Here is a 12,628-nt window from a genome sequence, read left to right on the forward strand (position 1 = left end):
TCGATTGACATCGTTCAAGGGACAAGTCTAGGGGCAGTAGTGCGCACCCTTACCATCGGATGCCGAAAATCCCGCGGCTAGCGGTGGGCGCGCGTGTCCTGCAGACGCGTGATGAACCAGCGCGACTGCTCGGGCCCGTACGGCAGGATCGGGATGGCCTTGGTCGCGTCGTCCGGGGTTTCGCGGGTGGCCTGGATGGCCTGGCGCACCGCGGTGGTCATGGTGTGGGCCATGGTCTTGACGAACTGGTCCGAGCACGGCTCGCCGTGGCCGGGAATAAGGAACTCGTAGCGGTGCCGCAGCGCGGACAGGTGCCGGAGGGCGTCGGCCCAGTCTTCCGGGAAGGAGTCCTCGAATGATGGGTGGGAACCCTGTTCCACGAGGTCGCCGGCGAAGAGCGTGCTCGCGGTGCCGACCAGCAGATCGCCGTCGGTGTGGCCGCGGCCCAGATAAAACAACGTGACGGCCTGTCCGCCAAGGTCCACGAGGACCGGCTGGTCTTTCACGATCGCGTTGGGAACCACCAGCTCAACGTCGGTGCCCTCCCCGGCCGCCATCTCCGGCTCGGCCTGGGCCACGAACCTGCGCTGCTCGTCGCCGTTCTCCTCGATTTCGGCGGCGCAGTTCTCGTGCGCCCAGAACTCCGTGACGCCGTCGGCGGCGAAGACGGCGTTGCCGAAGAAGTGATCGTAGTGGGCGTGCGTGTTGACGACGACGAGAGGCAGCGCCGTCTTCTGGCGCACCGCAGCGAGGATCTCGCGTCCCTGCCGGGGCCCGCCGCCGGTGTCGATCACCATGGCGCGCTCACTGCCGACCACCAGACCGGTGTTGAGCGACGAACCTTGAGTTGTCAGTACGTAGTTGTCCGGACCGACTTCGAGCCATCGTGACATTGAATCTCCGTATTTCCGACGCTTTTCCGGCGTTGTTGGTGCGGCGCTGATCGTGCGCAGTTCAGGCCTCGATTCTACCCGCGACGGCCGGAAGTTCCCTTCAGGACGTGCCCGTCCCGCGGCGATTGCGGGGATGCCCGGAAGCCCCCCGACTGGCTCGCGCCGCGCCGCGGTGCGGCGCGAGCCGACGGCCCGGATCCCCGGGCGGGCCTCACATGTCCGCGAGTGCCGAGCCGGGGTTCTCGATCGCGTCGGCGACGTAGCGCAGGAAGCCGCCGGCCGTGCCGCCGTCGCAGACGCGGTGGTCGAAGGTGAGCGTCAGTTCGGTGACCTTGCGGACCGCGAGTTCCCCGTTGACTACCCAGGGCTTGTCGATGATCCGCCCGACGCCGAGAATCCCGACCTCGGGGTGGTTGATGATCGCGGCCGAGCCGTCCACCCCGAACACGCCGTAATTGTTCAGCGTGAATGTGCCGCTGCCCAGTTCCGCCGGGGTCGCCTTGCCCTCGCGGACGACGGCGGTCAGCCGGCGGATCTCGGTGTCCAGTTCGCGGGCGCTGAGCCTGTCGGCATTGCGGACGGACGGGACCATGAGCCCGCGGTCGGTCTGCGCCGCAAAACCGAGGTTGACGCCGTCGAACGCGACGATCTCCTGGCTGGCACCGCCGGTGGTGTCCTCAGTGGTGACGATCCTGGTGTTGAGCTCGGGGTACTTCTTCAGTCCGGCCGTGACGAACCGGGCGATGAACGCCAGCAGGCCCGGCGTGTTGTGCGGGTCCGACTTCTTCAGTGCGGCACGCATCTCCACAAGTGCGGTGGCATCCACGTCCACCCACACTGTTGCTTCCGGGATCTCGGACCGGCTGCGCGTCATGTTTGCCGCGACGGCCTTCCGCACCCCGCGGACCGGCGTGCGTCCGGCGATGCCCAGCCCGGTGCGCGAATCCGTGGCCCCGGACGCACTGGCTGTGTCCGCCGAAACCGCCGCGACGGGCCTGGCAGGTTCAACCGCCGGGCGCTCCGTCTCCGGAGCGGGGTTGATGGCCGCCTCAACGTCCCGCCGCATGATGAGCCCGCTGGCCCCCGACCCCTGGAGTCCCCCCAAGTCGACCCCATGATCGCGCGCCATCCGGCGGACCAGCGGAGAAATAACCGCCCCCAGCTTGCCCGGGACCCGGGTGCGAAGGAGCAAAAGGTCATCGGCAGCCTTCTCGGCCTCCGACAGCCGAGCAACGGGGGCAGCCCCCGTAGCCCGCTTAGGAGCCCGGGTGCGCTGGGCAACCCCATGCCCGCCCGGCGTCCCATACCCGATCAGGACATTCCCGGACCCGGCCTTCTCCTCCTCGCGGTAAACCTCGGCGGCGACATCAGCCGACGACTCGGCGACGGCGTCAGGTGAGTCGTCAACAACAGCCTGCGACGCAGACCCAGCCGACGCAGGCGATGCCGCCCCGGGAGTGGCATCGGGCCTGACGGAGCCGGCAGCATCGTCCGCAGGACGTATGCTGTCCGGCGAAGGGGCGGGGGCGGCATCGCCTGTGGCGGCGCCACCCGCAACGGAACTACCGGGGGCGGCATCATCCGTGCCGGCCCGACCGGCCCCACCGGAAGAAGCGGCAGCCCCAACCGGCATCACCGAGATCAGCGGCTTGCCGACGTCGAGCGTCTGACCGGGCTCACCGTGCAGCACGGCGACGGTGCCGGCGTACGGGGAGGGCACCTCCACCATGGACTTGGCGGTCTCGACCTCGGCGATCGGCTGGTCCACGCGGATCTCGTCGCCCACGGCCACGAGCCAGTTGACGAGCTCGGCCTCGGTGAGGCCTTCGCCGAGGTCCGGCAGGAGGAATACTTTCGGTTCGCTCATGGTCAGTCTTCCCATTGGAGGTCGTCAACGGCGTCGAGGATGCGGTCTACGCCGGGCAGGTAGAAATGCTCAAGCTTCGGCGCCGGGTACGGCACGTCGAAGCCCGTGACGCGGCGGATCGGCGCGGCCAGGTGGTGGAAGCAGCGCTCCTGGACCCGGGCCACGATTTCCGAGGCCACGGACGCGAAGCCGTGGGCCTCGGCGATGACCACGGCACGGCCGGTCTTGCGGACCGAGGCGCACACCGTTTCGTCGTCGAACGGCACGATCGAGCGGACGTCGATCACTTCCAGCGAGCGGCCTTCCTCGGCGGCGGCCGCAGCGGCGGCGAGCGCCGTCGGGACGGACGGCCCGTAGGCGATCAGGGTGGCGTCGGTGCCGGGGCGGGCGACGGCGGCACGGCCCTCGGAGGACGTGCCGCGCTCGGTGTTCGCGGTGTGTTCGTCGCGCAGCGCGTCCAGGTCCACCAGGTCCTTGGACCAGTACAGCTTCTTGGGCTCCATGAACATGACGGGGTCGTCGGAGTCGATGGCTTCGCGGAGCATCCGGTAGCCGTCCGCGACCGTGGCCGGGGTGAAGACCTTCAGGCCCGCGGTGTGGGCGTAGTAGGCCTCGGAGGAATCGCAGTGGTGTTCCACCCCGCCGATGCCGCCCGCGTACGGGACGCGGATGACCATGGGCAGCTTCACGGTGCCCTTGGTGCGGTTGTGCATTTTGGCGACGTGGCTGACGATCTGTTCGAAGGCCGGGTAGGCGAAGGCGTCGAACTGCATCTCGATGACCGGGCGCATGCCGTTCATGGCCATGCCCACGGCCATACCCACGATCCCGGATTCGGCCAGCGGGGTGTCGAAGCAGCGGCTGGTCCCGAACGTCTTGGTCAGGCCGTCCGTGATGCGGAAGACGCCGCCGAGCATGCCGACGTCCTCGCCGAACACCAGGACCGATTCGTCCGCGTGCATGGCGTCGGCCATGGCGGTGTTCAGGGCCTTGGCCAGGGTGATGGTCTGCGGGCCGGTCTTCTCGGCCTCAACCGCGGCCCGGGCGGCCGCGCGGGCGGTGGCGGCGCTGACGTTGCCGTTCGCCTCGGAGGACGTGGTGATGGTGGGGCTCATTTTCCGGACCCCTTTGCGGTGGATGCGGCCGCGGTGGACGCGGCGTCGCGGGCGAGTTCGTCGGCGAGCATGGCGGACTGTTCTTTCAGCTGTGGGGTGGGTGTCGAGAAGACGTACTTGAAGAGGTCCTGCGGCTCCACCGGGACCTCTTCGCTGAGGCCTTCGCGCAGCTGCGTGGCAACCGCCTCGGCCTTGTCGGCGATCCTGGCGGCGAGGCCGTCGTCGAGCAGCCCGCGGTCCGTCAGGTAGGTCGTCATCCGGCTCAGCGGGTCCTTGGCTACCCATTCGGCAACTTCGCTGTCCTGCCGGTAGCGGGTGGCGTCGTCGGCGTTGGTGTGCGCCTGCATCCGGTAGGTGTGGGCCTCCACAAGCAGGGGGCCGGAGCCTTCCCGGGCGAGCTTGACGGCGCGGCCGAGGACGGCGAGCAGCGCGACGACGTCGTTGCCGTCCACGCGTTCACCGGCCATGCCGTAGCCCACGGCCTTGTGCGCAAGCGACGGCGCGACAGACTGGTGGGCGAGCGGCACGGAGATCGCGTACTGGTTGTTCTGGACGAAGAAGACCACCGGCAGGTGGAAGACGGCGGCGAAGTTCAGGGCCTCGTGGAAGTCGCCCTCGCTCGTGGCGCCGTCGCCGCACATGGCCAGGACCACGGTGTCCTCGCCGCGCAGCTTGGCGGCGTGGGCGACGCCGACGCCGTGCAGCAGCTGGGTGGTCAGCGGGGTGCACTGGATGCCGACCTTGTGCTTGGAGGGGTCGTAGCCTCCGTGCCAGTCGCCGCGGAACAGCGTCATGGTCTGGACGGGGTCCACGCCGCGGGCCATCACGGCCACCGAATCACGGTAGGTGGGGAACAGCCAGTCGCCGTCGGCGAGGCACAGCGCCGCAGCGACCTGGCAGGCCTCCTGGCCGTGGCTGGACGGGTAGACGGCCATCCGGCCCTGCCGGACCAGCGCGGAGTTCTGGTCATTGACGCGGCGGCCGACGACCAGCTGCTCATAGGCGGCCAGTAGTTCGGCCTCGCCGGGCAGGGTGTACTCGTGCCCGGGCTGGGTGCCCTGCTCGGTGTGCGGGTGCAGGGTGCCGTCGGGGCCGACCATCTGGATCTGGTGGCGGGCGGGGAGCATGTAGTCCTCAACCGTGATGCCGAACTTCCGCACGGCCTCGCTGGCTGGATCCTGCTGCTCAGTATGCTGCGAGCCGGCTTGCTGCGAGGCGTGCCGGGCGGCGGGCGCCGCCCCCGGCTCCGCCGTCGCGGGCTGCTGCGCAGCGTGGTCTGCGGAGATCGTCATTGGTCCGTCCTTCTGTAGCCACTAATCTTTCTAAGTATGCCGTCGGGTGATGTTTCGTATCCAGCCCCGCGGAGAATCATGGAGAAGTCCACATATTTGCCCTAATCTTGAAGACAAATCGTAAGTGTGAGCTGGATTACCGGCGGAGGTTGTAGACGAATGGCAGAGCTCGAGGCAGACCAAGTGGCGGTCCCGCTGGACGACGTGGACCGGAACATCATTGCGGAGCTGACCCGGGACGGCCGGATGTCCGTGACCCAGGTGGCGGAAAACGTCCACATTTCGCGCGCCCACGCCTATACCCGGATTGCCCGGCTCACCGGCGAGGGGGTCCTGACCAAGTTCACGGCCCTGGTCGATCCCATCAAGGCCGGCCTGAAGTCCTCGGCCTATGTGACGCTGAAGGTGCGCCAGCACTCCTGGCGCGAGCTCCGTGAGCTCCTGCGCGCCATCCCCGAGGTCCATCACATCGCGCTGGTGGGCGGCGACTTCGATGTCATCCTGTTGGTGCGCGCGGTGGACAACATCGACCTGCGCCGGGTGATCTTCGACCAGCTCCAGTCGATGCCGGGGGTCCTGGACACCCAGACGTTCCTGGTGTTCGAGGACCTGGATACGCGCTAGTGCACGCATCCCTTCATCCGGGCCCGGGGGCCGGCGCCCGGGCGGCTGTCAGCCCTTGAAAACCGGGGTGCGCTTCTCCTGGAAAGCGCGGAAGCCCTCAGCGTAGTCCTCGCTCTTGCACAACCGCGCCTGCTCGGCGTTCTCCTCTTCCATGGCCTCCCAGAGCCCCAGACGCTGGTCTCGGATGTGCGCCACGAGCTCCTTGCTGGCGGTGAAGGCACCCGTGGCGCCGGTAGCCACGGTGGCCACGATGGCACGGGTGTTCGCCAGCAGCTCCGCCGCCGGCATGGCCCGGCTGAACAGGCCCTGCGCCACGGCCTCGGTACCGCTCATGAGCTCGGCCGTGTAGATCAGGTCCAGGGTCCGGTGCATGCCGAGGCGTTCGGTGAAATACCAGTGCCCGCCGGAATCCAGGGTGGCGCCGAGCTTCGCGAACGGTGAGCCGAACTTGGCGTTGTCCGCCACGTAGACCACGTCCGTGGCCAGCAGCAGGCCGAGCCCGACGCCGAGGCAGGCGCCCTGGGCCGCGGCGAACGTGGGCGCCGGGAACGCGCTCATTTTCTTGAGCAGCGGCTGGACGAGGCCGCCCAGATAGGCCTGCGCGTCGTCGCTCTCCGGGGTCACGCCGGCAATGTCGCGGCCGGCGCAAAAGGCGCGGCCCTCTCCGCGGAGCAGCAGCGCCCGGACCTCGCCGCGTGAGGCGGCGTCGGCGGCGTCGTCGTAAGCCCGGGACAAGTCAGCCAGTGCCTGCTCGTCGAGGGAGTTCAGCTTGTGCGGGGCGTCGAGCACTACCTCGGCGACGCCGTCGGCAATGGAGAGGGAAATCATGGGACTCCTTGGGTGGGAAAGCCGGGCGTCGAAAAACGGGCGTCGAAAGAACCTAGACGTCGAAGTCGACCGTGACTTCCGGGGTGGTGGGGTGGGACTGGCAGGTCAGGACGTAGCCCTTGTCGAGCTCGTCCTGTTCCAGGGCATAGTTCTCATCCATGGTGACCTTGCCGGAAACCACCTTGGCCCGGCAGGTGCCGCAGACGCCGCCGGCGCAGGCGAACGGCACGTCGGGGCGGACCCGGAGGGCGGCGTTGAGGATGGATTCCCGGGCGTGGGTGGGGCTCGAAACTTCGCCCTGCAGACCGTCCAGCTTGAACGTGATCTTGTACGTGTCCTGCGACTCGTCGGCGATGACGGGCCTGCCGATGTTGCCCTCCGGGCGATCCGGCTTGCCCGAAGTGAACAGTTCGAAGCGGACGTGCTCCGGGGCGACGCCGCGCGCGGCGAGGGTATCCCGGCAGAGCTGGACGAGTTCGAACGGGCCGCAGAGGAACCATTCGTCGACGTCGTCAGCGTGGATGGCGGTGCCCAGCAGCGCTTGGAGCTTCTCGGCGTCGATCCTGCCGCTGAGCAGCGGCGCAATCCGCTGTTCGCGGGAGAGCACGTGGTGCAACGCGAGCCGGGCCGGGTATTTGTCCTTCAGGTCCGCGAGTTCTTCAAGGAACATCACGTCCATGGCGGCCTTGTTTGCGTAGATGAGATCGAAGCGGGTCTCGGGGTGGGCTGCCAGCAGGGTGCGGGCGATGGCGATTACCGGAGTGATACCGGAGCCGGCGGCGATGGCCACGAACGAGCCGGGCTCCCCCGCCAGCTCTTCCGGATGGTTCATCGAGTTCATGACGTTCTGCTCAACCGATTTGCCGTCCCGGCCGTGCTTGGAGACGAACGCACCCATGGGGCTCATGACGTCCAGGGCGTCCCCGGCCTTGAGTTCGGCGTTGGCCCAGGTGGAGAACAGGCCGCCGAGGTCCTTCTTGATGGCCACCCTGATCTCGCTGCTGCCGTCCTCGAAGCTGCGCGGTTCGGCGCAGATGGAGTAGCTGCGGCGGATCTCGTGGGGCTCGCCGGTCTCATCCGGCAATGTGGTCCGCAGGGCGACGTACTGGCCCGGCAGGTAGTCGAACTGCCCGGCGAGCGCGGCCGGGACCCCGAACGTGACCTCGATCGCGTCGTCGGTGAGCCGGCGGACTTCATCAACGGTCAGCGTGTGGAAGGACGCGCGGCGGCGGCCGGTGGCTGCGGCGGACTCGGCGGCTGTCTGGCGGACAACAGGCATAGGTGCTTCCTTACAAAACTTTGAAGTAGTCGAACGGTTCCTTGCAGTCCTGGCAGACGTAAAGCGCCTTGCAGGACGTGGAGCCGAAGCGGGTGAGTTCCTTGGTGTTCAGCGATGAACACTGCGGGCATTTGACGGCAAGTGAGAGCCTGACGGGTCCGGAATGTCCGCCGGCAGCACTCCGGCCGCTGGGCGGTGCGATGCCGTACTGTGCCAGCTTGGCCTTGCCGGCCTCGCTCATCCAGTCGGTAGTCCAGGCCGGGGAGAGCACGAGGTCCACCCGGACGCTCGGGTACCCGGCACTGTGGAAGGCCGCGGTGAGGTCATCCCGGATGGCGTCCATGGCGGGGCATCCGGAGTAGGTCGGGGTGATAGTGACCTGGACGGCGGGAACCATCCCGCCGTCGTCAGTGCTGGGTTCCTTCGAAACCTGGACGTCGCGCAGGATGCCGAGATCGGCAATGGTGAGGACCGGGATTTCGGGGTCGCAGACGGTGGCAGCCACCGCCCAGGCTTTCTCCTGGGCGGTGTTCCCACGGGCGGCCGTGCGGCGCTCGGCGGTTTCCGGGTCGGACACGAACATTTCCATGGTGGCTACCAGCTGGCTCCGGGGTACTCGCGGGCGAGCACCTGCATTTCGGCGAGGATATAACCGAGGTGTTCGGAATGCAGGCCGCGCCGGCCCCCGCCGGGTGCAGGCTGCACGTTGGGGACTTGAAGCTCCGCCTCGGCCAGGATTTCACCGGTGAGCCGGTCAAAGTCAGCTCGCAGGCTTGAGGGCTGCGGCGCGGCGGCGGTTTCGCTGAGGCGGCCGGTGAGCTCGTCATCGCGGAAGAGCTCGTCCACGTACGGCCAGACGGTCTTGAACGCGTGGATCATGCGCTGGCGGGACTCATCTGTTCCGAGGGCGAGGCGCAAAACCCACTGGGCGCTGTGGTCACGGTGGTAGTCCACTTCCTTGACAGCCTTGGCGGCGATCCCGGCCAGGGTGGCGTCCGTGGACTGGGCCAGCCGGCGGTAGAGCTCGAACTGGTAGTAGCTCACCACGAATTGCCGGGCGATCGTGTGCGCGAAGTCGCCGTTGGGCTGCTCGAAGATCTGGACCGAACGGAACTCCGGCTCGCGGCGGAAGTAGGCGAGATCGTCCTCGCTCCGACCGTCCAGTCCGCCGGCGTAGCTGAGGAAGGACCGGGCGTGGCCCAACTGGTCCAGCGCGATGTTGCCGAGCGCGATGTCCTCTTCAAGTTCGGGTGCGCGGGAGATCCAGTGGCCCAGGCGCTGGGCCAGGATCAGGGCGTCGTCGCCCAGGCGCAGGGCGAGCTCGGCGACGTCCGCGCTGGGCTTGGCGGTGCCGCGGCTGACGGCCAGTGCGATGTCCTCCGGGCGCAGCGCGTTGCCCGGCGTGATGCGGGTGGCGCTGGCGGCGCCGTCGCCGCTGGCTCCGGCACCGGACAGACCGACGGAGATGTCCCCGTGGCCGCCGTCGTGCGCGTCGTTGGTCTGGGTGGCTGTTTGGGGGGTGCTCACAGGTGCTTCACGCCCTCGCTCTTGGTGTAGTACGTCGCGTGGCGGTAGTCCTTGCCCTGGGGGGATTCAAAGAATGAGCCCTTCGAGTCCGGATCGCTGGAGGCGATGGCGTCCGCGGGGACAACCCAGATGGACACGCCCTCGTTGCGGCGGGTGTAGAGGTCGCGGGCGTTGCGCAGGGCCATCGCCGCGTCGGGGGCGTGCAGCGACCCGGCATGGACGTGGGAGAGGCCGCGGCTGGAGCGGACGAAGACTTCCCAGATGGGCCAGACGTTGCCTGCGTGGGGTTCGGGGGTTGTCATGCGACGGATACCTTCTCTGCTTGCTTCTTTGCCTGCTTTTCCGCGTACGCGGCGGCGGCTTCGCGCACCCAGGCGCCTTCCAAATGTGCCTCGCGGCGCCGTTCCAGGCGCTGGGCGTTGCAGGGGCCGCGGCCGGCGAGGACCTCGTGGAACTCATCCCAGTCCAGCGGGCCGTGCTCCCACTTCTTCGTTTCCTCGTTGAAGCGGATGTCCTTGTCCGGCAGCGTCAGCTCGAGGACCTTGACCTGCTCCATCATCATGCCGACGAACCGGTTGCGGAGCTCGTCGTTGCTGAAGCGCTTGATGTTCCAGGCCATCGACTGCTTGGAGTTGGGTGAGTCATCATCCGGCGGCCCGAACATCATCAGGGCCGGGGCGTACCAGCGGTTCACGGCCTCCTGGGCCATCTGCTTCTGCTCGGGCGTGCCGTGGGAGAGTTCCAGCAGGATCTCGAAGCCCTGGCGCTGGTGGAAGGATTCTTCCTTGCACACCCGGACCATGGCCCGCCCGTAGGGGCCGAAGGAGGCACGGCACAGCGGCACCTGGTTGGCGATCGCGGCGCCGTCGACCATCCAGCCGATCGCGCCCATGTCCGCCCAGGTCCGGGCCGGGTAGTTGAAGATGGAGGAGTACTTGGCCTTGCCGTCCATCAGGTCCTGCATCATCTGATCCCGGGGCTGGCCGAGGGTCTCGGCGGCGGAGTACAGGTAGAGTCCGTGGCCGGCCTCGTCCTGGACCTTGGCCATGAGGATGGCCTTGCGCTTGAGGCTCGGCGCGCGGGAGATCCAGTTGGCCTCCGGCTGCATGCCGATGATCTCCGAGTGCGCGTGCTGCGAGATCTGGCGCAGGAGCGTCTTGCGGTAGGCCGCCGGCATCCAGTCGCGCGGCTCGATCCGCGAATCCTCGGCCATGACCTTGTCAAAGTATGCCTGGCCCTCGGCGTCACGCCGGGCCACGTCCTCGAGGCTCTGTTCATGCCGTGCCGGCGATGGCTCGGCGGGCACTGACTGCAGGGTCTGCGATGCCATGGTTGCTCCTATGCGTTTCCGATAAATAATTACCGACCGTTCGTTCAGGATATGCGCAAGGCCCGAGATGCGTCAAGGACAGGGATTCCAGGCAGGAGCTCGGGAGCGCTGAACACACCCTGCACCTGCGGGCGGAAGATCCCGCGGAGGAAAAACTATCCCCGCCCCCAGCTCCTCGCGGCTGTCCGCCAGAGGTGGCCCCGACAGACGCCGCGGCCCCGCACACCTGCGGCGCAGGTCTGCGGGGCCGGTCTGCGGGGCCGTCGTCGTTCGGCTATTTAGCGCCGAGGAAAATCGGGTTGGTCAGCGCAGCCATCGGGCCCAGCAGTAGCGCCGTTCCCATGGCCGTCCCGTTGCTTGGGGTGCCATCGGTCATCGGGTGGCGCACCTCGACCCGCACGTAGGCGGCGAGCTGCGGTGTGGTCACCCATGTGCTGGTGCCTTCGCCTGTCGCCGGGAGCGTGGTTTGCTGGATCTGGCCTTCATCAGTGATCAACCGGACCACCCCGTTTGGGACTCCGGAAACCTTTGCCGTGACCGTGACGCGGGCGTCCGCCGCGGCGTCGAGCCGCTCCCCGACGCCAGCGCTCCGGCCGCCCGCCGTGACGTTGAAGTCCAGGGAGACGTCCGCCGATTCGGCAATCCAACTCCGGCCGTTGCGGATGCCCTCGAGCAGGGCGTCCCGGGACAGTGCCGCGGCGTTGACCACGTTGTGCGGGAAGCCGATGACCTGCGGCGCGCTGTGGGCATCGCTGTTGCCCATCGCCGGAAGCCAGCGGCCGCCGGTGCGCACGGACTGGACCAGCATGGAATCCCACGAGTTGATGGCGTACTCGTCGTCGGCGGTCCACGGGCCCGTCCAGACCTCGACGGCGTCGGCGTCGTCGTACCCGAACTTCCAGCGGCAGGCGACGTACGGGCAGAACGGGTGAGCCGGAACCACGATCCCGCCCGAAGCGTGGATCCGCTGCGCTTCCTGCGCGAACCCCTTGTCGCGGGCCCGGTAGCGCCAGTCGATCCACTCTCCGGCCTCGATCCCGAGAGCGAGGTAGTGCCCGTTCCGGGTCGTCACTTCCTCGCCCGTGAGAATGAGCAGGTCGTTGCCGGCCAGCGGACCCCACGCCCCATGCGAAGCCGGGGTGTTGTGGTCGGTGCTGATCATGAAGTCCAGGCGCGCGGCGCGGGCCCCGGCCGCAACTTCCTCGGGCGTGCGCTTGCCGTCGGAATACACGGTGTGGAGGTGGGCGTCGCCGCGGTACCAGCCGGCGCCCCGGCCCGCAACGTGCTGGGGCGGATACTGCGGGCGGAAGGCCGCGCCGTCGGGCCCGTAGTCCAAAGTGACACTAACGGTGTAATCCATGCCCTGCGCGGCCACCTGGTAAGGCCCCAGCGCGATGTTCCAGGTGCCCTTGCCGACCGGACCGGGCAGGTATCCCGGTGTGGCCTCGGCGGCGCTGATGAAGAACTCCGTGCGGAAGCCGCCGGACCAGCCGCGGAAGCCCTTGCCGGCCAGGGCCGTGCCCTTCTCGTCGAAGACGCCGATGTCGCACGCGTTGCTCAGGAGCCCGGAAGCGACCGCGGGCTTGCTGTAGCTGTAGGTAACGCTGATCCTGTTGACGCCGGCGGGCACGTCGACGGGAAGGTAGACGAAGTCCGCGGCCCCCGGTTCCAGGTGCCCGGTGATCGTTTTGGTCCTACTGGTTCCGGTGTCGGCGGCCGCGAACTGCACCGGAGCCAGCGTCAGCGCGGCGCCGGTCAATGCGGCGGCCAGGAATCCGCGGCGCGAAGGGGAAGGAAGGACATTGTCGCCCGCATGGGCTTTGCATGGTGAACTCACCGGCCCCATGGTCACGAAGCGGGATTAACGGAAGAC

General features: G+C 68.1%; 12 protein-coding genes. 1 reads left to right on the forward strand and 11 read right to left on the reverse strand.

The window, feature by feature from the left end:
- Positions 1-77 precede the first annotated feature (77 nt).
- The 4 genes from C8D78_RS06945 to C8D78_RS06960 all read right to left on the reverse strand — a co-directional run bounded on the left by C8D78_RS06945 (position 78) and on the right by C8D78_RS06960 (position 5,167).
- A complete protein-coding gene (locus C8D78_RS06945) occupies positions 78-893 on the reverse strand; it encodes an MBL fold metallo-hydrolase (RefSeq protein ID WP_120951422.1) in 816 nt (271 codons plus the stop codon).
- 211 nt (positions 894-1,104) lie between these two features.
- Positions 1,105-2,760 carry a dihydrolipoamide acetyltransferase family protein gene (locus tag C8D78_RS06950; RefSeq protein WP_120951424.1) on the reverse strand — a complete coding sequence of 552 codons (1,656 nt, stop codon included), beginning with the start codon at positions 2,758-2,760 and terminating at the stop codon, positions 1,105-1,107.
- Between the two features lie 2 nt (positions 2,761-2,762).
- Positions 2,763-3,875, reverse strand: coding sequence for an alpha-ketoacid dehydrogenase subunit beta (locus C8D78_RS06955; protein ID WP_120951426.1), 1,113 nt, complete (start codon positions 3,873-3,875; stop codon positions 2,763-2,765).
- On the reverse strand, positions 3,872-5,167 hold the full coding sequence (locus C8D78_RS06960) for a thiamine pyrophosphate-dependent dehydrogenase E1 component subunit alpha (protein WP_120951429.1): 1,296 nt from the start codon (positions 5,165-5,167) through the stop codon (positions 3,872-3,874). Before C8D78_RS06960 ends, C8D78_RS06955 begins: the two co-directional genes overlap by 4 nt.
- A 159-nt stretch (positions 5,168-5,326) precedes the next feature.
- Here C8D78_RS06960 and C8D78_RS06965 point away from each other — a divergent pair, with 159 nt between their 5' ends.
- A complete protein-coding gene (locus tag C8D78_RS06965) occupies positions 5,327-5,791 on the forward strand; it encodes an Lrp/AsnC family transcriptional regulator (protein WP_120951431.1) in 465 nt (154 codons plus the stop codon).
- 48 nt (positions 5,792-5,839) lie between these two features.
- On the opposite strand, the gene C8D78_RS06970 is transcribed toward C8D78_RS06965, so the two are convergent.
- From C8D78_RS06970 to C8D78_RS07000, 7 genes are all read right to left on the reverse strand, one after another.
- Positions 5,840-6,619 carry an enoyl-CoA hydratase/isomerase family protein gene (locus tag C8D78_RS06970; protein WP_120951433.1) on the reverse strand — a complete coding sequence of 260 codons (780 nt, stop codon included), beginning with the start codon at positions 6,617-6,619 and terminating at the stop codon, positions 5,840-5,842.
- Positions 6,620-6,671: 52 nt separating this feature from the next.
- Complete coding sequence (gene paaE, locus C8D78_RS06975; RefSeq protein WP_120951435.1) at positions 6,672-7,898, reverse strand: 1,2-phenylacetyl-CoA epoxidase subunit PaaE; 1,227 nt, start codon at positions 7,896-7,898, stop codon at positions 6,672-6,674.
- 10 nt (positions 7,899-7,908) lie between these two features.
- Entirely contained in the window at positions 7,909-8,481 is a 573-nt protein-coding gene (gene paaD, locus C8D78_RS06980) for a 1,2-phenylacetyl-CoA epoxidase subunit PaaD (protein WP_120951437.1), read from the reverse strand.
- An 11-nt stretch (positions 8,482-8,492) separates the two neighbouring features.
- Entirely contained in the window at positions 8,493-9,425 is a 933-nt protein-coding gene (gene paaC, locus C8D78_RS06985; RefSeq protein ID WP_120951439.1) for a 1,2-phenylacetyl-CoA epoxidase subunit PaaC, read from the reverse strand.
- On the reverse strand, positions 9,422-9,727 hold the full coding sequence (gene paaB / locus C8D78_RS06990) for a 1,2-phenylacetyl-CoA epoxidase subunit PaaB (RefSeq protein WP_028265291.1): 306 nt from the start codon (positions 9,725-9,727) through the stop codon (positions 9,422-9,424). Before paaB ends, paaC begins: the two co-directional genes overlap by 4 nt.
- The gene (gene paaA / locus C8D78_RS06995; RefSeq protein ID WP_120951440.1) at positions 9,724-10,755 is read right to left on the reverse strand and encodes a 1,2-phenylacetyl-CoA epoxidase subunit PaaA; all 1,032 of its coding nucleotides are present in this window, start codon (positions 10,753-10,755) and stop codon (positions 9,724-9,726) included. Before paaA ends, paaB begins: the two co-directional genes overlap by 4 nt.
- A 274-nt stretch (positions 10,756-11,029) precedes the next feature.
- Positions 11,030-12,592 (reverse strand): CehA/McbA family metallohydrolase, encoded by a 1,563-nt coding sequence (locus C8D78_RS07000; RefSeq protein ID WP_208641893.1) that lies wholly within the window; start codon positions 12,590-12,592, stop codon positions 11,030-11,032.
- Between the last annotated feature and the right edge of the window lie 36 nt (positions 12,593-12,628).

Origin of the sequence: Arthrobacter oryzae, assembly GCF_003634095.1 — a bacterium.
Classification (GTDB): Bacteria; Actinomycetota; Actinomycetes; order Actinomycetales; family Micrococcaceae; genus Arthrobacter; species Arthrobacter oryzae.

Coding starts and splice junctions, on each gene's coding strand:
- C8D78_RS06960 (WP_120951429.1), bottom strand. CDS start 5,167: ATGACGATCTCCGCAGACCACGCTGCGCAGCAGCCCGCGACGGCGGAG.
- C8D78_RS06970 (WP_120951433.1), bottom strand. CDS start 6,619: ATGATTTCCCTCTCCATTGCCGACGGCGTCGCCGAGGTAGTGCTCGAC.
- C8D78_RS06965 (WP_120951431.1), top strand. CDS start 5,327: ATGGCAGAGCTCGAGGCAGACCAAGTGGCGGTCCCGCTGGACGACGTG.
- C8D78_RS06945 (WP_120951422.1), bottom strand. CDS start 893: ATGTCACGATGGCTCGAAGTCGGTCCGGACAACTACGTACTGACAACT.
- paaE (WP_120951435.1), bottom strand. CDS start 7,898: ATGCCTGTTGTCCGCCAGACAGCCGCCGAGTCCGCCGCAGCCACCGGC.
- paaD (WP_120951437.1), bottom strand. CDS start 8,481: ATGTTCGTGTCCGACCCGGAAACCGCCGAGCGCCGCACGGCCGCCCGT.
- C8D78_RS06950 (WP_120951424.1), bottom strand. CDS start 2,760: ATGAGCGAACCGAAAGTATTCCTCCTGCCGGACCTCGGCGAAGGCCTC.
- paaB (WP_028265291.1), bottom strand. CDS start 9,727: ATGACAACCCCCGAACCCCACGCAGGCAACGTCTGGCCCATCTGGGAA.
- paaA (WP_120951440.1), bottom strand. CDS start 10,755: ATGGCATCGCAGACCCTGCAGTCAGTGCCCGCCGAGCCATCGCCGGCA.
- C8D78_RS06955 (WP_120951426.1), bottom strand. CDS start 3,875: ATGAGCCCCACCATCACCACGTCCTCCGAGGCGAACGGCAACGTCAGC.